Annotated in this window: 16 protein-coding genes; 9 read left to right on the top strand and 7 right to left on the bottom strand. The window is 73.9% G+C overall.

Annotated features, from left to right (window positions below; all coding sequences use genetic code 11):
• Positions 1–9 precede the first annotated feature (9 nt).
• Positions 10–447, bottom strand: a complete 438-nt coding sequence (locus ACTSKS_RS03210; RefSeq protein ID WP_020621608.1) for a hypothetical protein — start codon at positions 445–447, stop codon at positions 10–12.
• Between the two features lie 22 nt (positions 448–469).
• Between ACTSKS_RS03210 and purN the strand changes: the two genes are divergently transcribed.
• Entirely contained in the window at positions 470–1,033 is a 564-nt protein-coding gene (purN, locus tag ACTSKS_RS03205) for a phosphoribosylglycinamide formyltransferase (protein ID WP_041102979.1), read from the top strand.
• Here purN and ACTSKS_RS03200 read toward each other — a convergent pair.
• Positions 1,020–2,441 (bottom strand): MFS transporter, encoded by a 1,422-nt coding sequence (locus tag ACTSKS_RS03200; RefSeq protein WP_442927289.1) that lies wholly within the window; start codon positions 2,439–2,441, stop codon positions 1,020–1,022. The genes purN and ACTSKS_RS03200 overlap by 14 nt on opposite strands.
• 117 nt (positions 2,442–2,558) lie before the next feature.
• Between ACTSKS_RS03200 and purH the strand changes: the two genes are divergently transcribed.
• Together purH and ACTSKS_RS03190 are read left to right on the top strand one after the other, a co-directional pair.
• Complete coding sequence (gene purH / locus ACTSKS_RS03195; protein ID WP_036338171.1) at positions 2,559–4,250, top strand: bifunctional phosphoribosylaminoimidazolecarboxamide formyltransferase/IMP cyclohydrolase; 1,692 nt, start codon at positions 2,559–2,561, stop codon at positions 4,248–4,250.
• Between the two features lie 313 nt (positions 4,251–4,563).
• Positions 4,564–6,786, top strand: coding sequence for an NADP-dependent isocitrate dehydrogenase (locus ACTSKS_RS03190; RefSeq protein ID WP_206481311.1), 2,223 nt, complete (start codon positions 4,564–4,566; stop codon positions 6,784–6,786).
• Between the two features lie 161 nt (positions 6,787–6,947).
• Here ACTSKS_RS03190 and ACTSKS_RS03185 read toward each other — a convergent pair whose 3' ends face one another.
• On the bottom strand, positions 6,948–7,541 hold the full coding sequence (locus tag ACTSKS_RS03185; RefSeq protein WP_101962408.1) for a methylated-DNA--[protein]-cysteine S-methyltransferase: 594 nt from the start codon (positions 7,539–7,541) through the stop codon (positions 6,948–6,950).
• Between the two features lie 72 nt (positions 7,542–7,613).
• Here ACTSKS_RS03185 and ACTSKS_RS03180 point away from each other — a divergent pair, with 72 nt between their 5' ends.
• On the top strand, positions 7,614–9,212 hold the full coding sequence (locus ACTSKS_RS03180) for a TIGR01777 family oxidoreductase (RefSeq protein ID WP_061873229.1): 1,599 nt from the start codon (positions 7,614–7,616) through the stop codon (positions 9,210–9,212).
• Positions 9,213–9,258: 46 nt separating this feature from the next.
• On the opposite strand, the gene ACTSKS_RS03175 is transcribed toward ACTSKS_RS03180, so the two are convergent.
• Entirely contained in the window at positions 9,259–11,106 is a 1,848-nt protein-coding gene (locus ACTSKS_RS03175) for a glutaminase (protein WP_041102967.1), read from the bottom strand.
• 66 nt (positions 11,107–11,172) lie between these two features.
• On the opposite strand from ACTSKS_RS03175, the gene ACTSKS_RS03170 reads away from it, so the two are divergent.
• The 5 genes from ACTSKS_RS03170 (at position 11,173) to ACTSKS_RS03150 (ending at position 18,455) form a co-directional block, all read left to right on the top strand.
• A complete protein-coding gene (locus ACTSKS_RS03170) occupies positions 11,173–13,869 on the top strand; it encodes an ATP-dependent helicase C-terminal domain-containing protein (protein WP_061866948.1) in 2,697 nt (898 codons plus the stop codon).
• A gap of 86 nt (positions 13,870–13,955) precedes the next feature.
• Positions 13,956–15,260 carry an extracellular solute-binding protein gene (locus tag ACTSKS_RS03165; protein ID WP_060974376.1) on the top strand — a complete coding sequence of 435 codons (1,305 nt, stop codon included), beginning with the start codon at positions 13,956–13,958 and terminating at the stop codon, positions 15,258–15,260.
• A complete protein-coding gene (locus ACTSKS_RS03160; RefSeq protein WP_041102962.1) occupies positions 15,257–16,228 on the top strand; it encodes a carbohydrate ABC transporter permease in 972 nt (323 codons plus the stop codon). The genes ACTSKS_RS03165 and ACTSKS_RS03160 overlap by 4 nt, the downstream gene beginning before the upstream one ends.
• Positions 16,225–17,127, top strand: coding sequence for a carbohydrate ABC transporter permease (locus tag ACTSKS_RS03155; protein ID WP_080695955.1), 903 nt, complete (start codon positions 16,225–16,227; stop codon positions 17,125–17,127). The genes ACTSKS_RS03160 and ACTSKS_RS03155 overlap by 4 nt, the downstream gene beginning before the upstream one ends.
• Before the next feature lie 35 nt (positions 17,128–17,162).
• Positions 17,163–18,455: an ABC transporter ATP-binding protein gene (locus tag ACTSKS_RS03150; RefSeq protein ID WP_135039813.1), complete on the top strand. Its 1,293-nt coding sequence runs from the start codon at positions 17,163–17,165 to the stop codon at positions 18,453–18,455.
• A gap of 27 nt (positions 18,456–18,482) precedes the next feature.
• Here ACTSKS_RS03150 and ACTSKS_RS03145 read toward each other — a convergent pair whose 3' ends face one another.
• The 3 genes from ACTSKS_RS03145 to purU are packed head-to-tail and all read right to left on the bottom strand — an operon-like array spanning position 18,483 to position 20,994.
• Entirely contained in the window at positions 18,483–19,478 is a 996-nt protein-coding gene (locus tag ACTSKS_RS03145; RefSeq protein ID WP_228062844.1) for a D-isomer specific 2-hydroxyacid dehydrogenase family protein, read from the bottom strand.
• 33 nt (positions 19,479–19,511) lie between these two features.
• Positions 19,512–20,033, bottom strand: a complete 522-nt coding sequence (locus tag ACTSKS_RS03140; RefSeq protein ID WP_036314590.1) for a gamma carbonic anhydrase family protein — start codon at positions 20,031–20,033, stop codon at positions 19,512–19,514.
• Positions 20,034–20,088: 55 nt separating this feature from the next.
• The gene (gene purU, locus ACTSKS_RS03135) at positions 20,089–20,994 is read right to left on the bottom strand and encodes a formyltetrahydrofolate deformylase (RefSeq protein ID WP_036314586.1); all 906 of its coding nucleotides are present in this window, start codon (positions 20,992–20,994) and stop codon (positions 20,089–20,091) included.
• Positions 20,995–21,082: the final 88 nt, after the last annotated feature.

Raw genomic sequence — 21,082 nt, 5'->3', positions numbered from 1 at the left:
GCCCGCGGCTCAGGGCCGCAGCTGGGGCACCCCCGTGCGCTCCTCCACCTGACGGGTGAACTCGTCCGCGCACGCCTGCTGTGCCCGCACGGTGAGCGCGGAGGCGCCGCACTGCTCGAGCTGGACCGTCGCGTCCCACGCGAGCAGCGGCAGCGCCGCCGTCGTCATGCCCACCAGCGCCATCGCCATGCCGGCGGACGCCACCGCGCGGGGCAGTCCCGAGCGGTCGGCGCCGCGGCTCGTGACCCACACGCGCACGCCGAGCACGAGGGCGACCAGCCCCAGCGCGAGGGCGATCAGCTTCCACGGCAGCACGAGGGAGAAGGAGAGCACCATCCCCAGCAGCGCCACGGACTGCCACAGCAGGGCACGGCCGGTGCGGACGCGGCCGGGGTCCGGGGCGCCCTGCGGCGGGCGGGGCGGGGAGGAGGGAACGGGGGCGGACACCCCCTCACCCTACGATGGGCGCATGCGCATCGTTGCCCTCGTCTCCGGTTCCGGCACCAACCTGCAGGCCGTCCTCGACGCCGTCGCCTCCGGCGCCCTGGACGTGGAGATCGCCGCGGTGGGCGCCGACGTCGCCGACGCCGGCGGCCTGGAGCGCGCCCGCGCCCACGGGATCGAGACGTTCGTGGTGTCACCGAAGGACCACGCGGACCGGCGCGCGTGGGACGAGGCGCTCGCGGACGCCGTCGCCGCCTACGCGCCGGACTGGGTGGTGTGCTCCGGGTTCATGCGGATCCTGGGCGCCCCGCTGCTCGAGCGGTTCGACGGCCGCATCCTCAACACCCACCCGGCCCTGCTGCCCTCCTTCCCGGGGGCCCACGGCGTCCGGGACGCGCTGGCGCACGGGGTGAAGGTCACCGGCTGCACCGTGCACGTGGTGGACGCGGGCGTGGACACCGGCCCGATCCTCGCCCAGGCCGCGGTGCCCGTGCTGGACACGGACACCGAGGCCGAGCTGCACGAGCGCATCAAGGTCCAAGAGCGGGCCCTGCTGCTGCGCGTGCTCGGCGAGCTCAGTCGGCGCTGACCTCGAGGGCGCGGCCGCGGGTCTCCGGGGCCAGCGCCAGCATCGCCGCGCAGGCCAGGACCACGAGCCCGCCGGTGACGGCGAACGCCCCCGGCAGCCCGAGGGCGGGGACCAGCGTGCCCACGAAGAGCAGCGGGCCCAGGCCCGCGCCCACCCGCGAGGCCGCCGACGCCCAGCCGAAGCCGGAGGCGCGCAGCGTCGTCGGGTACAGCTCGGAGACGTACGTGTAGAGCACCGGGATCGCGACCTGCACCACGAAGCCGAACGCCAGCACGAGCGGCAGCACCGCGGCGGGCACGTCCAGCACGCTCGCCAGCCAGACGGTCAGGGCGCTCGCGACGACGGCGCTGACGGCCAGCAGCCAGCGGCGGCCGGTGACCTCGATCAGCACGGTGGCCACGACCACGCCGAGCAGGCCGGCCGCGGCCATGCCGGAGGTCATGATGAAGGCGCGGCCCTCCGCGTAGCCGGCGTCGATGAGGAACGTCGGCAGCCACTGCAGCGCGATGTAGTAGACGAGCATGATGGCCACGAACAGGGCCCAGGCGACCGCGGTGATGCGCGGGGAGAACCGCCAGACCGCGGCGAGCTGCGCGCCGACGCCGCCGGAGCGGGCCGGCTCGGCCGGGGGCATCGTGTAGGGCCGGCGAGGCGCGCCGGTGGCCGCCACCATGCGGTCGATGACGGCGCGGGCCTGTGCCTCGCGGCCCCGGCTCATCAGGAACAGCGGGGACTCGGGGATGCCCAGGCGCACGACGAACACGAGCAGGGCCGGCAGGACCATGGCCAGCAGGGGCAGGCGCCAGTCACCCCACGTGCCCACGAGCCAGGCGGAGACGAGGCCGCACAGCGCGGCGCCGACGGGCCACCAGCCGTCCATCGCGGCCAGGACGCGGCCGCGCAGCCGGCGCGGGGTGAACTCGCCCACGAGTGCGTAGTCCACGGGGATCGTGCCGCCCAGGCCCACACCGGCCACGAAGCGGAACAGCGCGAACCACAGCAGGGAGTCCGTCAGCGCGCCCGCGATCGTGAACACGGAGAAGATCGCGAGCGTCCACGCGAACGCCGCCTTGCGGCCGATGCGGTCCGCGATGGTGCCCCACAGGAACGCGCCCACGGCCATGCCGATGAGGTTGGCGGTGCCGATCCACGCGGCGTCGGCCTTGTCCAGGGCCCACTCCTCGCGCAGCAGCGGGATCATCACGCCGTTGAGCGTGACGTCCCACGCGTCGAACATGAAGCCCAGGCCGCCGATCAGGAAGATGCGGCCCTGGACGGACCAGCGCCACGGCAGCTCCTGGACGACCGCCTCACCGGTGGGCAGGGTGGCGTCGGGGGAGACGACGTCGGGCGTGGGCCCGGGGTGCGCGCCGTCGGCGCTGGGGCGGGGTGGGGTGGCGGAGGACATGGTCGGCTCCCGTTCGTCGGGTGGAGTGGGGCGGTCCGTCACGTGGACGCCTGGGCCATTATGCGGCCCGGCCTATGCTGGGGATGCACCCGGACCCCCTCGAAGGAGCGCCCCCTCGTGACCTCTGCCCAGCCCATCCCCACCGTCCTGGACACGGTGCCCCTGAAGCGGGCCCTGATCTCCGTGTACGACAAGACCGGCCTCGAGGAGCTCGCCACCGGGCTCCACGCCGCGGGCGTGCAGATCGTCTCGACCGGCTCCACCGCCCAGCGCATCGCCGCCGCCGGTGTGCCCGTCACCGAGGTCGCCGAGGTCACCGGGTTCCAGGAGTGCCTGGACGGCCGCGTGAAGACGCTGCACCCGCGCGTGCACGCGGGCATTCTGGCCGACCGTCGTCGTGAGGACCACGTGACCCAGCTGCGCGAGCTCGAGGTGGAGCCGTTCGACCTCGTCGTCGTGAACCTCTACCCGTTCGTGGACACCGTGAACTCGGGCGCCGCGGAGGACGCCGTCGTCGAGCAGATCGACATCGGCGGGCCGTCCATGGTGCGCGCGGCGGCGAAGAACCACGCGTCCGTGGCGATCGTCGTGGACCCGGCCCGCTACGGCGAGGTCGTCCAGGCTGCCCAGTCCGGCGGCTTCGACCTGCGTGCCCGCCGGCGCCTGGCCGCCCTGGCCTTCGCCCACACCGCGGCGTACGACAACGCCGTGGCCGCCTGGACCGCCGCCCACTTCGGCGAGGACACGCACGCCGACGAGATCCCCGTGTTCCCGCCCTACGCCGGCTTCTCCCTCGAGCGCGCGCAGATCCTGCGCTACGGCGAGAACCCGCACCAGCCCGCGGCGCTGTACCTGGACTCCTCGGCGGCCCCCGGCATCGCGCAGGCCGAGCTGCTGCACGGCAAGCCGATGAGCTACAACAACTACGTGGACGCCGACGCCGCGGTGCGCGCCGCCTTCGACCACCCGGTCCCGGCCGTGGCGATCGTCAAGCACGCCAACCCGTGCGGCGTGGCCGTCACGGACGAGGGCACGGACATCGCGCAGGCGCACGCCAAGGCCCACGCGTGCGATCCGGTCTCCGCGTTCGGCGGCGTGATCGCGGCCAACCGCCCCGTCACCGCCGCCATGGCCGCCCAGGTGAAGGACGTGTTCACGGAGGTCGTCGTGGCCCCGGCGTTCGAGCCTGAGGCCCTGGAGATCCTCTCCGCCAAGAAGAACCTGCGCCTGCTGAGCCTGCCCGAGGGCTTCCTGCGGGACGCCGTGGAGGCCAAGCAGGTCTCCGGCGGCATGCTGCTGCAGATCGCGGACGCGGTGGACGCGGACGGCGACGACCCGGCCACCTGGACCCTCGCCGCCGGCCCGGCCGCCGACGAGGCCGTCCTGGCCGACCTGGCCTTCGCGTGGCGCGCCGTGCGCGCGGCCAAGTCCAACGCCGTGCTGCTGGCCCACGACGGCGCCACGGTCGGCGTGGGCATGGGCCAGGTCAACCGCCTCGACTCCTGCCGCCTGGCCGTCGAGCGCGCCAACACCCTGGGCGCCGCGCAGACCGGCGGGCAGGACGTGAGCAGCGCCGGCGGCGCCGAGAACGTCTCCGGGGAGGGGGCCCCCGAGCGGGCCCGCGGGTCCGTGGCCGCCTCGGACGCGTTCTTCCCGTTCGCGGACGGGCTGCAGATCCTCATCGACGCCGGCGTGAAGGCCGTCGTCCAGCCGGGCGGCTCCGTCCGGGACGAGGAGGTCGTGGCCGCGGCCGAGGCCGCCGGCGTGACCCTGTACCTGACCGGGGCGCGCCACTTCTTCCACGGCTGAGCGCGGCGGGCCGATGGTGTGGAGCCCCTCGGCCTGGTCGTCTCCTTCTTCATCGCCCAGGCCGTGCGGGGCACCTGAGCCGGCCACGATCCACGCCGCCGTCGTCGGAGGGCGCCCCCTCCGACCCGACGCCCCCCTGGTACCCGAGCGACCCCTCCCGGCCCGGCGAGGGCACCGGCGACGGCCGGGGCGCTGACGCCGAGCCACACACGGTGTGGCGCGTCCGAGACGCCGGGTAGATTGGCGGCGAGTCACCCGTTCCCTGCCGACGAGGGCCGCGTCTCGAGTGCGGCCAGAAGGAGAGATCATCCGCATGTCGAAGATCATCTACACGCTCACGGACGAGGCGCCCATGCTGGCCACCGCGTCGCTGCTGCCGATCGTGCGCGCCTACGCGGGCACCGCCGGCGTGGAGCTGGAGACCCGTGACATCTCGCTGGCCGGCCGCATCCTCGCCGCGTTCAAGGACGTCCTGCCCGAGGAGCAGCGCACCGCGGACGCCCTCGCCGAGCTCGGCGAGCTCGTGAAGACCCCCGAGGCCAACGTCATCAAGCTGCCGAACATCTCCGCGTCCGTGCCGCAGCTGCGCGCCGCGATCAAGGAGCTGCAGGCGCACGGCTACGCGCTGCCGGAGTACCCGGACGAGCCGAAGACGGACGCGGAGAAGGACGCGAAGGCGCGCTACGACTCGGTCAAGGGCTCCGCCGTGAATCCGGTGCTGCGCGAGGGCAACTCGGACCGCCGCGCCCCGAAGGCCGTGAAGGCGTACGCCAAGCGCTTCCCCCACTCGATGGGCGAGTGGACCCCGGACTCCAAGACCGCCGTCGCCACCATGGGCGCGGACGACTTCCGCGCCAATGAGCAGTCCGTGACCCTGCCGGCCGCCGACGTGCTGACGATCGAGTTCACCGGCGAGGACGGCAAGACCACCGTGCTCAAGGAGGGCCTGAAGGTCCTCAAGGGCGAGGTCGTGGACGGCACGTTCATGTCCGCCAAGGCCCTGGACGCGTTCCTCGCCGAGCAGGTCAAGCGCGCCAAGGAGGAGGGCATCCTCTTCTCCGCGCACCTGAAGGCCACCATGATGAAGGTCTCCGACCCGGTGATCTTCGGCCACGTCGTGAAGGCCTACTTCTCCGAGCTGTTCGAGAAGTACGGCGAGCAGCTGGCCGCCGCCGGCCTGTCCGCGAACAACGGCCTCGCCGCGATCGAGGGCGGCCTGGACAAGCTCGACGCCGAGACCGCCGAGGGTGTGCGCGCCGCCATCGCCGCCGCCTACGAGAACGGCCCGGACGTGGCCATGGTGAACTCCGCCAAGGGCATCACCAACCTCCACGTGCCCTCCGACGTGATCGTGGACGCCTCCATGCCCGCCATGATCCGCAACTCCGGCCGCATGTGGAACAAGCACGACCAGACCCAGGACACCCTGGCCGTCATCCCGGACTCCTCCTACGCCGGCGTCTTCCAGGCCGTGATCGACGACTGCAAGGCCAACGGCGCCTACGACCCCACCACCATGGGCACCGTCCCGAACGTGGGCCTCATGGCGCAGAAGGCCGAGGAGTACGGCTCGCACGACAAGACGTTCATCATGGACGCCGCGGGCACCGTGGCCGTGAAGAACTCCGCCGGGGAGACCCTGCTCTCCCACGACGTCGAGGCCGGCGACATCTGGCGCGCCTGCCAGACCAAGGACGTCCCGGTGCGCGACTGGGTGAAGCTGGCCGTGACCCGCGCCCGCGCGTCCCAGACCCCGGCCGTGTTCTGGCTGGACGAGACCCGCGCCCACGACCGCGAGCTCATCAAGAAGGTCGAGGAGTACCTCAAGGAGCACGACACCGAGGACCTGGACATCCGCATCCTCTCCCCGGTCGAGGCCGCCAAGCTCTCGGTGGAGCGCATCCGCCGCGGCGAGGACACCATCTCCGTGACCGGCAACGTGCTGCGTGACTACAACACGGACCTGTTCCCGATCCTCGAGCTGGGCACCTCCGCGAAGATGCTCTCGGTCGTCCCGCTGCTCAACGGCGGCGGCCTGTTCGAGACCGGTGCGGGCGGCTCCGCGCCGAAGCACGTGCAGCAGCTGGTGGAGGAGAACCACCTGCGCTGGGACTCCCTGGGTGAGTTCCTCGCGCTGGCCGTGTCCTTCGAGCACGAGGCGGTCGCGAACGAGAACCACCGCGCGCGGGTCCTGGCGGACACCCTGGACGCCGCCACCGGCACCCTGCTGATCGAGGGCAAGTCCCCGAAGCGCAAGGTCGGCGAGCTGGACAACCGCGGCAGCCACTTCTACCTGGCGCTGTACTGGGCCCGCGAGCTGGCGAAGCAGACCGAGGACGCCGAGCTGGCGGCCGCGGCGAAGCCGGTCGCCGAGGAGCTGGAGGCCCAGGAGGAGACCATCCTGGCCGAGCTCAACGGCGTGCAGGGCTCCCCGGTGGACCTGGGCGGCTACTACTGGCCGGAGCTGGAGAAGGTCACCTCCGTGATGCGCCCGTCCGCGACGCTCAACGCGATCGTGGACAAGCTCTCCGTCTGAGCGACTGAGCGACTGAGCGGCTGAGCGCCGGGGGCCGGGTCGCGTGCGTGGAGCGCGCGGCCCGGCCCCTTCTCGTGTCCGCAACGCGGGTTGAGTTGTCACGGGTGTGCGTGCCCGGGACCCGTGACAACTCAACCGACGTTGCCGTGGGGAGGGGCCGGTCAGCCCGCGTGTGCCGCCTCGTGGGCCAGCAGGGCCTGCTTCGCGGCGGTGCCGTAGAGGTAGTGGCCGGCGGCGCCGTCGGCGCGCACCACGCGGTGGCAGGGCACGACGACGGCCACCAGGTTGGCGGCGCACGCCCCGCCGGCGGCACGCACGGCCCGCGGGGCCCCGCACCGCTCGGCCAGGCCGCCGTAGGTGGCGGGGGAGCCGGGGGCGATGCCGCGCAGCTCCCGCCACGCCCGCTGCCGGAACGCGGTGCCCGGCTGGGCGACGTCGAGGGCGTCCAGCGCGGCCACGTCCCCCGCGGCGTAGGCGGCCAGGGCGTCGGCGACGGGCTGGGACGCACCCGGACGCGGCTCCACGGGGCGCGGGTTCATCTCGCGGTCGGCGGTCTCCGGGTCCAGGGCCACGAGCCGGTCCATGAGCGTCTCGAGGAGGCGCCCGATCGCGGCGGCGGGGGGCTCCGAGTCCCCCGGCACGGCCACGCCGGAGGCGCGCACCGTCTGGTCCTCGGGGGAGAAGACGGCCACGAGGGTCAGCTCGGTGGCGGGCAGGGCGGCGGCGGTCCAGCGCAGCTCGGGAAGCAGGTCCATCCCCTCATTGTCCTGCACGGCCCGGCCCGGACAGGTGTTCGCCCGTCCGCTCCCTGTGTCAGGCTGGCGTCCATGACCGAGATCACCGTCTTCGAGCACCGCACCCTCCTGCGCCACCCGCGTGAGGTCGTCTTCCGCTGGCTGGAGAACCCCGGCGCGCTGGAGCGGCTCACCCCGCCCTTCGCCGGCGAGGTGGTCCAGGGACCCACGGACGGCCTCCGCGTGGGCTCCGAGTCGCGGCTGCGCATCCAGGCCCCGGGGGCGGCCGGCCTGTTCGCCGGCGCGGCCCATGGGATGCTCACGGGCCTGCTGCCGGACGCCGTCGCCTCCCGCCTCCCCGGTGGGGCCGCGCCCGCGGTGCCGTGGCGAGCCCGCCACACGGCCTACGAGGAGGGCCGCATGTTCCGGGATGAGATGGTCTCCGGCCCCCTCGCCTCCTGGCGGCACACCCACCTGCTCGATGACGCCGCGCCCGGTGAGGCGGACACGGCGGACGGCCGGCGCGGCACGGTCGTGACGGACCACATCGAGTACGCCCTGCCGGGGGAGTCCCTGATGTCCCGCGTGCCCGCTCTGGGCACCGCGGCCTCGCGCCGCACCCACGAGGCCTTCGAGGCGGAGCTGGGCCGCCAGTTCGCCTACCGCGCCCGCGTGATGGCCGACGACCTGGACTTCCACGCCGCCCACCCCGGCCCCCTCGTCGGCGGGCCGGCCCGCACGGTCGCTGTGACGGGGGCCGGCGGACTGATCGGCCGGCAGCTCTGTGCCCTGCTCACCACCGGCGGCCACCGCGTCATCCGGCTCGTGCGGAGCCCGAAGAAGGCCGACGCGCTGGACGCGGCGCTGTGGGACCCCGGCCGGGAGACCGTGGATGAGGACGCCCTGGCCGAGGCCGACGTCGTCGTGAACCTGGCGGGCGAGCCCATCGCCGGCCGGTTCTCGGACGCGCACAAGGAGGCCGTGCACGACTCGCGCGTCCGCGGCACGCGCACCCTCGTGGACGCGCTCGCCCGGATTGCCGCACGGGAGGGGGACGACGCGCGGGTGCGGGCACTCGTGAACGGCTCGGCGATCGGGTACTACGGGGCGGACGCGGGCACGGGCCCGTTCGGCAGCGGCCTCGTCGAGGATCTGGAGCCCGGGGACGACTTCCTCGCCGAGGTCGTCGCGGACTGGGAGGCCGAGGCCCGACGCGCCGAGACGTCCGGCATCCGGGTGGCGATGCTGCGGACCGGCGTGGTCCTGAGCCCGGCCGGGGGCATGCTGCAGCAGGTGCTGCCGCTGTTCCTCGCGGGGCTCGGCGGCCCGGTCGCGACCTCGGGCGGGGAGAGCCACGACGGCAGCCCGTGGCTGAGCTGGATCGGCGCGGATGACATCGCGGGGGCCTTCGCCCACGCGGTGCTCGACGACGGCGTCACCGGCCCGGTCAACGCGGTGGCGCCCGAGCCGGTCACGGCGAAGGAGTTCGCCACCGTGCTCGGGCGGGTGCTGCGCCGGCCCGCTCTCATCCCGGTGCCCGAGGCCGGGCCGCGCCTGCTGCTGGGCGAGGAGGGCCGGGTGGAGACCGTCGCGGCGGACCAGAAGGTCGTGGCGGACCGGCTGGTCTCCTCCGGCTACGAGATGCGCGACCCCGAACTGGAGGGCGCGTTGCGCCACGTCCTCGGGCGGTGACGGGGGTGGGGGCAGCGTCCCACGGGGACGCTGCCCCCGCGGGTCGTCAGTCCTGCAGCGCGCCGGTCTCCCGGATGAGCTGGCCCAGCGCGGTGAACGCGTCGCGGGCCAGCGCCTCCCACAGGGCCAGGGCCAGCTGGGGGAAGCCCTCCTGGAGCGCGACCATCACCTGGGCGGTGAGGACTCGCGCCGTGACCGGCCCGCGCGCGCGGACGGTGGAGGGCTGGCGGCCGGGCTGGCCCAGGGCCATCTCGCCGAACGTCATCCCCGGGGTGAGCAGGGTGCGGCGCACGCGGCGGCTGCCCGTGCCCTGACCCGAGAGCTCCACGGTGCCGGAGACGATCACGTAGATGCCGCCGAACGGCTGGCCGGCGCGACGGATGATCTGGCCGTCCGCGTAGACCCGCTCGTCCATCATGGACTCGAGCAGGCGCGCGTCGTCCGCGGAGAGGTGCTGCAGCAGGGGTGCCACGGCCGCCTCCTGGGCGTCCCGCGGCAGCAGGTGGGGGGCGTGGCGGGAGAGCAGCCGCTGCTCGGCCCACTGGGCGGCCCGCGAGCGGGAGTCGAAGAACACGAACTGTGCGCCCTCGGCGGCGGGATCCACCCCCTCGGCCTCATCCTGCAGCGGCTCGGGCAGGTCCACCTCCACGGACTCCTCGACGGCCGCCATCAGCTCCTTCATCTCCGCGGCGTCCCTGTCCACGACGACGACGTCGAGCCCGTTGCCCAGCGCGCGGGCGAACCACTGGGCCACCAGCAGCCGGGCCGGACGGGAGATGGAGCTGACCGAGCGCATGTCCACCACGAGCGTCTCGAGGACCTCGGGCAGACCACGGCTGACGCGGGCGATCGCGTCCACCTGGCTGAAGCCGAGGTGACCGCCCAGCTCCATGACGTGCACGGTGTCCGCGAACCGCCCGAGCGCCTCGAGGACGACGGCGCTGCGCACCGTGCCCGAAGGCGCCTGATCGATCCGGTAGTGGGTGCGCAGGGCCGCCCGCGGGGAGCCGGTGACCACCGACGGGTGCAGCTCGAAGTCCTCGACGAGGGTCCGCAGGGCGGCCATCGCCGCGGCGCCGAGCCCGTTCTCGTCCGTCGTGTCCGACTGCAGCGCCAGACCGAGGTGGCCCGGCACCACCACGAGCACCGTGCCGCCGCGCGTCGACGCCCAGCCGGGCTGGCCGACGTCGTATGCCCACCGGGAGTCCCGGGTGTCCATGCCGCAGGAGTCCATCACGGAGAGCACACCGCGGACCGTCTCCTCGCTCAGCACACGGTCCCCGGTGACGGGGTGGACACCGCCGTGCGCGAGGGTGCCGGCGAGCAGGGCGAGGTCCTCCACGGTCACGGCGGCGGCACGCACCGTGGCGATGTCCTCGAGCAGCGTCTCGGGGTCGGCGTCCAGGGTGTCGAGGGACTTCATCAGCCACGCAGCCGACCGGGTGTGATGCTGGGCGCGGTTCTCCGCACGCGCGGCCGACTCCGTGACGGTGACCTCGCGGTCGAACAGTGCGGAGAGCAGCTGCATCATGCGCGCGGTGCGGTCGCGGCCACCGCGGCCCTTCACCAGGGAGGCCGTGGCCACCGCGCCCGCGTTCTGGAGCGGGTTGTGCGGCAGGCCCGTGACGGCGTCCACCTCGACCCGATGGTCCAGGTCCCGCACGGGGGCGGCGCCCACGCGCTCGCCCACCCGCACCGCGCCGAGGTCCTCGAGGGCCTGCGCGTGGAACAGGGGAGAGGCGAGCGTGGCGAGCGGCACGGGCGTCATGGATCCGGAGACGTAGCGGTGCCCGTCCACCATGAGCATCGCGACGCCCAGCCCGTCCGGGACCTCCCCCTCACCCGCGTGGGCCGACGTGAGGCGATCGAGGTGCTCCTGGACGGGTGTGGTCATGGGTCACAGCCTAGTCAGTGGGGCGGCCCCGGGACAGCGCGACGGAGGCGGGCACAATGGGTCCCGATGCCCACCCCCGTCGATCCCGTCTCCGTCCCCGCCTGCCTCTCCGCCGCTCTGGGCCGCCTCAGCACCGGCCTGACGTTCGCCGCCGCCCTGCCCGAGCTCGAAGACGCACTGGACGCGCGCGGGGCGGCCGTCGTCGAGGCGCCCCCGGGCACGGGCAAGACCACCGTGGTCCCGCCCGCGCTCGCGGTCCGGCTCGCGGACCACGGCGGCGGGCGCGTCCTGGTCACGCAGCCGCGGCGGGTCGCGGTGCGCGCGGCCTGGCGGCGGCTGCGCACGGCGGTGCTGGCCGCCGCGGCCGACGTGCTGCCCGGCGCCGACCCCGACGCGCAGGCTCGGCTCGCGGACGCCGCCGTCGGGTACGCCGTGCGCGGCGACGCGGTGGGCGGCGGGGCCTCGGCCGTCGAGTTCGTGACCCCGGGCCTGCTGCTGCGCCGCCTCCTCGCCGACCCCGGGCTCGATGGCGTGGACGCGGTGGTCCTGGACGAGGTCCACGAGCGGGATCTGGACACGGACGTGCTCTTCGCCCTCCTCGCCGACCTGCGGCAGCTGCGCCCCGAACTCGTGCTCGTGGCCATGTCCGCGACCGTGGACGCGGCGGCCCTGGCCGCCCGCTGGGCCCGCGGCATGGGGGAGGAGGCGCCCCTGCCCGTGGTCTCCACCCCGGCCGTGCTGCACCCGCTGCGCGAGGAGCACGCCCCGTTCCGCGGCCACCGCCTCACCGCCGAGGGCCGCGTGGACCGGGCCTTCCTCGACCACGTCGCGGCCACGGCCGCGCGCGCCCACGCCGAAGCGCTCGACGCCGACCCGTCCGTGGACGCCCTCGTCTTCCTGCCCGGGGTGGCCGAGGTCGAGGCGGTCGCGGGGCGCGTCGCCGCGCTCGCCCCGGACACCGAGGTCCGCGTCCTGCACGGCCGCCAGGAACCCGCCGACCAGGACGCCGCGCTCGCCGGCCGCGCCGACCCCGCCGTGCCGCGCGTCGTCGTCGCGACGGCGGTCGCCGAGTCCTCGCTGACCGTGCCGGGGGTGCGCCTCGTGATCGACTCGGGCCTGGCCCGCGAGCCGCGCCGGGACCGGGGGCGGGGCATGGCCGGGCTCGTCACCGTCCAGGCCTCGCGCGCGGCCGCCGGCCAGCGGGCGGGCCGCGCCGCCCGCCTCGGCCCCGGCACCGTGGTCCGCTGTCACACCGCCGCGGCCCTGGGCACCGCGCCCGCAGCCCCGACGCCGGCCCTCGCCGTCGTCGACCTCGCGCCGGTGGCCCTGGCGTTCACGGCGTGGGGCGCCCCGGGCGGCCGCGGGCTGACCCTGCCCGAGGATCCGCCGGCCGACGCGATGGCCGCCGCCGAGCGCACGCTCGCCTCCCTCGACGCGGTGGACGCGGACGGGCGCATCACCCCGCACGGCGCCGTCCTGGCCGAGCTGCCCCTGGACCCGCCGCTCGGCCACGCCCTCCTGCGCGCGGCACTGTGGACGGGGCCCCGCCCCGCGGCCGAGGCGACGGCGGCCCTCGCCCTGGACCTGCGCGCCCCCGGGGCCGACCTCGAGGCGCTGGTCGCGTCCGTGCGGGACGGCCGGCACCCGGAGGCAGGGCGCTGGCGTCGGGAGGCGGACCGACTGGAACGACTCGCCCGTCGGCACGCGCACCACTCCCTGGAGACGAGAGCGCCGGGAGAGCCCGGGCCCGAGGCGACGGCGGCCGCGCGCCGGCACCCCGCCGGCCTCGTGTCCGCCCTAGCCTTCCCCGCGTGGATCGCCCGACGCGCGGGGGAGGCGGGCGCGTACCTGCTCGCCTCCGGCACCCGCGCGGCCCTGCCCCGCGACGCCGCCGGCGGCGGCCTGGCGGGGCAGGAGTGGCTGGCCGTGGCCGAGGTCGCCCGTGTGGCCGGGGACGCGGCCGGCACGGGTGCCGCGATCCGCGCGACCGCGCCGATCGACCGGACGCTCGCCGAGCTCGCCGGCGCGGGCCTGCGGCGCACCGAGGACACCGCCGACTGGCGCGGGGACCGGCTCACCGGCCGCCGCGTGGACCGGCTGGGCGCGCTCGTGCTGGCGGAGACGCCGGCCCCCGTCGCCCCCGACGCCGCCGCGCAGGCCGTGCGCGCCGCACTCGCCGCCGACGGCCTCGCCCGGTTCGACCCGAGCGGTCGGACCGAACGCCTGCGCCGCCGGGTGCACCTGCTCCACCGCGTCCTCGGCGCCCCGTGGCCGGACCTCTCGGACGCGGCGCTGCCCGGCCTGGACGCGCTGGTCGACGGGCTTGCGGCCGACCTGGCCGCGGGGCGGTCCCTCGCACGCCTGGACGCCGAGGCGCTGCTGCGCGGCGCCCTGCCCTGGCCGGAGGCGGGCCGGCTGGACGAGCTCGCCCCCGAGCGCCTGCCCGTGCCGAGCGGGCGCGCCGTCGTCGTGGACTATCCGGCCGTCCACGAGGACACCCCGCCCGTGGTCGCCGCCAAGCTGCAGGAGTTCTTCGGGGCGCGTGTCACCCCCGCTGTCGCGGACGGTCGTGAGCCGGTGGTCCTGCACCTGCTCTCCCCGGCAGGTCGCCCGCTCGCCGTGACCGCCGACCTGCCCTCCTTCTGGGCCGGCCCCTACGCGCAGGTCCGCGCTGAGAACCGGGGGCGCTACCCCAAGCACCCGTGGCCCGAGGATCCCGCCGCCGCGGAGCCGACCGCCCGGACGAACCGCCGCGCCCGCTGAGAAAGGGGTCCGCGAAACGTGCAGGAATCGCTGTGATGCGTGATGATGGCCGTCACATCCGACTCGCATCGATTGAGGTTCCACTTGTGAGACACGACACGCGGGCACGTCAACGGCGCCGGGCCACGCTGGCCGGCGCCGTCGCCGCGGGCGCGCTGATCCTGGCCGGGTGTGCTCCGGCCGAGCAGACGCCCACCCTGACCTGGTACACCAACCCCGACGACGGCGGGCAGGCGAAGATCGCCGCCCAGTGCACCGACGCCGCGAACGGCCGGTACAGAGTCGAGACGTCCATGCTTCCGACGGACGCCGCCTCCCAGCGCGAGCAGCTGACCCGCCGCCTCGCCGCGGGCGACACGTCGATGGACATCATGTCCCTCGACCCGCCGTTCGTCCCCGAGCTCGCCGAGCCCGGCTTCCTGGCCCCCGTGCCGGAGGAGATGCAGGCCTACGCGAAGGACAACGCCCTGGAGGGCGCGCTCGCGGCCGCCAGCTGGAAGGACGAGCTCGTCACGGTCCCGTTCTGGGCCAACACGCAGCTGCTCTGGTACCGCAAGTCGGTCGCCGAGGCCGCGGGGTTGGACATGTCCCAGCCCGTCACGTGGGACCAGCTGATCGAGGCCGCCCGCAGCCAGGACAAGGACCTGGCCGTCCAGGGCGCCCGTGCGGAGTCCATGACCGTGTGGCTCAACGCGCTCATCGAGGGCGGCGGGGAGCAGATCGTCCCCAACGCCGAGGCGCCCACGGACGAGGTCACCACGAACCTCGACTCCGAGGCCGGCCGCACGGCCGCCCGGATCATCTCCACGATCGGCAAGGAGGGTCTCGGCAGCGCCGGCCTGCCGACGCAGGACGAGAACGCCTCCATGCTGCTCTTCCAGGGCAAGAACGGCTCGTTCATGGTCAACTGGCCGTTCGTCTGGCCGGCCACCCTCGGCTCCGTGGAGGAGGGCTCGCTGCCGGAGGACCTGCCCGAGGACATCGGCTGGGCCGTCTACCCCCGCACCGTCGAGGGCAAGGACGCCGCGCCGCCCGTGGGCGGCATCAACCTGGGGGTGGGCGCGAAGTCCGAGCACCAGGACCTCGCCTGGGACGCGATCTCCTGCATCACCACCACCGAGCACCAGAGCCAGTACTTCGTCGAGAACGGCAACCCGCCCGCCGACCCGGCGGCCTACGACGCCCCCGAGGTCGCCGAGAAGTACCCCATGGCGGACACCATCCGGGAGTCCCTCGAACTCGGCGCCCCGCGGCCGCAGACCCCGTACTACAACGAGGTCTCCACCGCGATCCAGCAGCGCTACGCGCCGCCGTCGGGCGTCTCCGAGTCCACCCCGGCCGAGACCGACGACTTCATCCAGGAAGTCCTGAGAGGGGAGCGTCTGCTGTGAGCCACGTCGACACCGCACCCGCCGCATCCACCCCGCGCGCCGCCGAGGGTCGTCGCCCCCGCCGGGTGAAGTCCCAGCGCGCGAAGTCCGAGGCGCGTCTCGGCTGGCTCCTGGCCGGCCCCGCGTTCTTCGTGATGCTGTTCGTGGTCCTGTACCCGATCCTGCAGGCCCTCTACGACTCGCTGTTCAAGTACCGGCTCACCGCGCCGGGCGACCGCGAGTTCGTGGGCCTGGGCAACTACGGCGTGATCCTCACGGACCCCGTGTTCTGGAAGGGCCTCGGGGTGACCCTGCTGATCACCGTGGTGACCGTGGTGGTCGAGCTCATCCTCGGCTTCCTGCTGGCCCTGGCCATGCACCACGCCATCAAGCAGACCCGCGGCCTGATCCGCACGATCATCCTGGTGCCGTACGGCATCATCACCGTGGTCTCCGCGTTCGCGTGGTTCTACATGTTCTCGATCGACTCGGGCTACATCAACGCCTGGTTCGAGTGGCTGCCGGGCGTCGACGCGGACCTGAACTGGTTCGCGCAGGGCAGCACCGCGCTGTTCGTGATCATGCTCTCCGAGATCTGGAAGACCACCCCGTTCATCTCCCTGCTCCTGCTGGCCGGCCTGGCCCAGGTGCCGGGCGACCTCACCGAGGCCGCCTCCGTCGACGGCGCCTCGTGGTGGCAGCGGATGAAGCTGGTCATCCTGCCGAACATGAAGGCCTCGATCATGGTGGCCGTCCTGTTCCGCGCGATGGACGCGTTCCGCATCTTCGACTCCATCTACATCATGACCAACGGCGCCTACGGCACCGAGGTCCTCTCGCTGCTGGCCTACCGCACGTCCATCGGCCGGCTCGAGATCGGCATGGGTTCGGCGGTCTCCGTGATCCTGTTCCTGTGCGTGGCCCTCATGGCGGTCATCGCCGTCAAGGGCTTCAAGGTGGACCTGGCCGACCGAGGAGGTTCCAAGTGAGCACCGCCGCATCCGCTCCCGCCCCCGAGGGCCGCGCGCCTGAGGGCCGCGCGCCCCACCGTCGCGGCACCGGGAAGGCCACCGCACTGTGGTGGATCCTCACCGTCGTGATCGGCGTGTGGTGCCTCTTCCCGCTGTTCTCGATCTTCGCGACCAGCTTCAAGACGCCCGCCGACCTCGCCAACGGCAAGCTGCTGCCCACCCAGTGGTCCACGGTGAACTACGAGGAGATCTTCGTGGGCGGCTCGCGCGAGCTGTTCCTCACGGCGCTGCGCAACTCGATCGGCATCACCGTGATCGCCACGATCATCGCCGTCATCCTGGCCACGCTGTGCGCCTACGCGATCGCCCGCCTGGACTTCCCGGGCAAGCGGATCGTGCTCACGGTGTCCCTGATGGTCTCGATGTTCCCCGTCATCTCCCTGGTGACGCCGCTGTTCAACATGTGGCGCACCCTCGGGCTGTACGACACGTGGGTCGGCCTGATCATCCCCTACCTGTCCCTGACCCTGCCGATCTCCATCTGGACCCTGGCCGCGTTCTTCCGCCAGATCCCGTGGGAGCTCGACCAGGCCGCGCAGGTGGACGGCGCCACCCCGCTCGAGGCGTTCCGCAAGGTGATCGTCCCGCTGGCCGCCCCCGGCGTCTTCACGACGGCGATCATCGCCTTCTTCATCGCCTGGAACGACTTCGTGTTCGGCATCTCCCTGACCTCCACCGAGACCGCGCGCACCGTGCCCGCCGCCCTGGCCTTCTTCACCGGCGCCTCGCAGTTCGAGTCGCCGACCGGGGCCATCTCGGCGGCCGCGATCATCGTGACCATCCCGATCGTGATCCTGGTGCTGGCGTTCCAGCGTCAGATCGTGGCCGGCCTGACCAACGGCGCGGTGAAGGGCTGAGGCCCGCACACGAGACCTCCTGAAAGGACCCCCCGATGGCCTCCATCACCCTGAACCACATCGACAAGACCTACGACGACGGCTTCCACGCCATCAAGGACGTGAACCTGGAGATCGAGGACGGCGAGTTCGTCATCCTCGTGGGCCCCTCCGGCTCCGGCAAGTCCACGCTGCTGCGCATGATCGTGGGCCTCGAGGACATCACCGACGGCGAGATGCTGATCGACGGCCGCCGCGTGAACGAGGCGGCCCCCAAGGACCGCAACCTCGCGATGGTGTTCCAGAACTACGCGCTGTACCCGCACCTGACGGTGTACGAGAACATCGCCTTCCCGCTGCGGCTGATCAAGGACAACAAGCCCTCCGAGGAGGAGATCGACCGCAAGGTGCGCGACGCCGCCCGCGTGCTCGAGCTCGAGGACCACCTCGAGCGCAAGCCCGGCAACCTCTCCGGCGGCCAGCGTCAGCGCGTGGCCATGGGCCGGGCGATCGTGCGCGAGGCGGACGCGTTCCTCTTCGACGAGCCGCTGTCCAACCTGGACGCCAAGCTGCGCGGGCAGATGCGCGCGGAGATCTCGCAGCTGCAGCGCCGCCTGGCCACCACCTCCGTCTACGTGACGCACGACCAGACCGAGGCCATGACCCTGGGCGACCGGGTGGCCGTGCTCAAGAAGGGCGAGCTGCAGCAGGTGGCCAGCCCGCGCGAGCTCTACGAGCAGCCGCTCAACCTGTTCGTGGCCGGCTTCATCGGCTCGCCGTCGATGAACTTCCTGCCCGCCTCGCTGAGGCAGAAGGAGGGCGGCCACGTGCTGTCCTCGCCGATCGGTGACATCCCGGTGCCGCCCGAGAAGGCCCGCGCCGCCGAGGGGCGGGACATCGTGTTCCTCGGCCTGCGGCCGGAGTTCTTCGAGGACGCCGAGCTGGTGGAGGACAGCCGCCGCGGCCAGGGCTCCACCTTCGACGCGACGCTCACGCACCTGGAGTGGCTGGGCCACGAGCAGTACGGCTACATCGAGTTCGATCCGGACCCGGCCGTGGCCGAGATGCTCTCCGCGCTGGCCAAGGACCTGGACGCGGACGAGCTGCGCCCCGTCGTCGTGGCCACCCTCTCCGGCGAGTCCCGCGCCCGGCCGGGCACGCCGACCCGCCTGTGGGTGGACACCACGCGGGTGCACCTGTTCGACCCGACCACCGGTGAGAACCTCACCCGCGACCCCGAGGTCGGCGCCGAGCTGACCCGCCGGGCCGCCGAGGAGCGCCGCCGCCAGATCGAGATGGCGGCCGAGCGTGACGCCGCCGAGCACGAGGCGGACGCGCCGCGCCGCTGAGCCGGCGCCGGGGACGCCGGGGGCGGGTCAGTACCCGCCCTCGGCGTCCACCAGGCCCTCCAGCTCCGTCCCGGCCGCGCGGGCCCGCAGGTTCCGCTCGACCCGCGCGTGGAGCAGCGGGACGCACATCTCCGGGGTGTCCGCCGTGTGCGGCGTGATGAGGGCCCGTTCCTCGGTCCAGAGCGGGTGGCCCTCCGGGAGCGGCTCGGGGTCGGTGACGTCCGTGCCGTAGCCGTGCAGCCGACCCGCCGCGAGGGCCTGGACGACGGCGTCCGTGTCCACCAGCGCCCCGCGGGCGACGTTCACGAGCACGGCGTCCTCGTCCAGGAGGGCGAGGCGGTCGGCGTCGACCATGCCGCGGGTCTCCTCGGTGGCCGCCGCGGCGATCATCACGACCTGCGCGCCGGGCAGGACCTCGTCGAGGGAGTCGGTCGTGACGGTGCGGTCCGCGCCGGGCACGTCGCCCGCGCGTCGGCGGACCGCGGTGACGCGCACGTCCCAGGTCTTGAGCAGGCGGATGTACTCCTGTGCGATCCCGCCGCCGCCCACGACCACGGCGTTCAGGCCGTTCAGGGTGCGGCCGGAGGAGGGGCCCCACGTGGTGGCGCGGACGCGCGCGGGCAGGTCCCGCAGCAGGGCCAGGGTGAGCAGCAGCGCGTGCTCGGCCACCGGCGGCGCGTACGTGCCCTTGGCGGACGTCCACACGATGTCCGGGCGGCTGCGCACGAGGGGGACGAACGGCTCGATCCCGGCGAACGGGAGCTGCACCCAGCTCACGTGGGGGTGGGCGGCCAGGGCCGCGGCGAGCGTGTCGACCGGGATCGGGCGGACCATCAGCAGGGCCGTGGCGGAGGGGTCGCCCTCGGCCACGGCGGTGCCGCCGACGTCGGCCACGGCCTGCTCGGCCAGCCGCCGGGCGTGGGCGTAGGGGGTGTCGGCGACGTCCTGCGCCGCGGGGAGGATGAGCAGGCGCTCGGGGACGTCGTCGGGTCGGGTGCGGGGGAGAGTGGAAGTGGTGGGCATGGTGCCCACCGTCCCACATCCTCCGGGCCTGGTTCAGCCGGCGACGGCGTCCCGGTGCGCGGCGGACAGCCGCAGGTAGGTGGCCGCGTTCTTCTTGAGGCCCTCCCGCTCCTCGTCCGTGAGGGGGCGGCGGACCTTCGCGGGGACGCCCGCCACGAGCGAGCCGGCCGGGACCTGCGTCCCCTCGAGCACCAGGGCGCCGGCGGCCACGAGCGAACCGGCGCCGATGACCGCGCCGTTCATCACCGTGGCGGACATGCCGATCAGGCAGTCGTCCTCCACGGTGGCCCCGTGCACCACGGCGGAGTGGCCCACGGAGACACCGGCGCCGAGGGTGCACGGGAAGCCCTCGTCCGCGTGCAGCACCACGTTGTCCTGCAGGTTGGTGCCCGCCCCGACGCGGATGGGGGCGGAGTCGCCGCGGGCGGAGACGCCGTAGAAGGCGGAGGAGCGCTCGGCCATCTCGACGTCGCCGGTGATCGCGGCGGTCGGGGCGAGGAAGACGGACTCGTGGATGCGCGGGGTGGCACCCGCGACGGTGATGATGTGGGCCATGCCACCAGCCTAGGTGTGGAGGACGACGGCGCCGCGTGGCGCCGCCGTCCCGGGCTCAGCTGAAGACGACGGTCCGCCGGCCGTCCGCGAGGACGCGGTGCTGGGCGTGCCAGCGCACGGCCTGCGCGAGCGTGGAGCCCTCGACGTCGCGGCCGCGGGCCACGAAGTCGGCGGCGGTCTGGGCGTGGGTCACCGGCTGCACGGACTGCGCGATGATCGGGCCCTCGTCCAGGTCGGCGGTCACGTAGTGGGCGGTGGCGCCGATGAGCTTCACGCCGCGTTCGTGCGCCTGGTGGTAGGGGCGGGCGCCCTTGAAGGAGGGCAGGAACGAGTGGTGGATGTTGATGGCCATCCCGGCCAGGTCCCGGCACAGCTCGTCCGAGAGGATCTGCATGTAGCGGGCCAGGACCACCAGCTCGATGTCGAACTGGGCGATCAGGTCGCGCAGCCGGTCCTCCGCGGCCTCCTTGGAGTCCCGGCTCGAGGGGTCCTTCGAGACGGGCACGTGGATGAAGGGCACGCCGTAGAAGGAGGCGAGCGGCTGCAGGTCCAGGTGGTTCGAGACCACCACGGGGATCTCGATGGGCAGGGTGCCGGCGCGCTGCTGGAAGAGCAGGTCGTTGAGGGTGTGCCCGTCCTTGGAGCACATCACGAGGGTGCGCATGCGCTGCGCCGCGTCCCACAGGCCCATGCGCATGCCGAACTCCTCGCGCACCGGCGCGAGCGCCTGCTCGATGTCCTCCCGCGTGGCCGGGGTCACGAACTCCACGCGCATGAAGAAGTCGCCGGTGTCCGGGGAGTCGTACTGCTGCGACTCGGTGATGTCCGCCTCCACGCCCAGCAGGGCGCCCGTCACGGCGTGCACGATGCCCTTGCGGTTCGTGCAGGCCAGCGTGAGCACGCGGGCGTGCTCCGCGCCGGAGGCGGGGGAGGGGCTGGGGGAGAGGGCTGCCGTGTCCATGGCGTCGATGGTAGGCGGTGCCGGCCGCGCGGAACCGCGGGATGACGGGGCTGATCCCTGGTCGGGGAGCCGGGCCCCGTGTCATCCT

This window comes from Micrococcus sp. TCR-5, from assembly GCF_052220525.1.
Lineage (GTDB): Bacteria > Actinomycetota > Actinomycetes > Actinomycetales > Micrococcaceae > Micrococcus > Micrococcus luteus.
The sequence above is the reverse complement of the archived record's forward strand: the minus strand, read 5'-3'. Positions and strand labels throughout refer to the sequence as shown.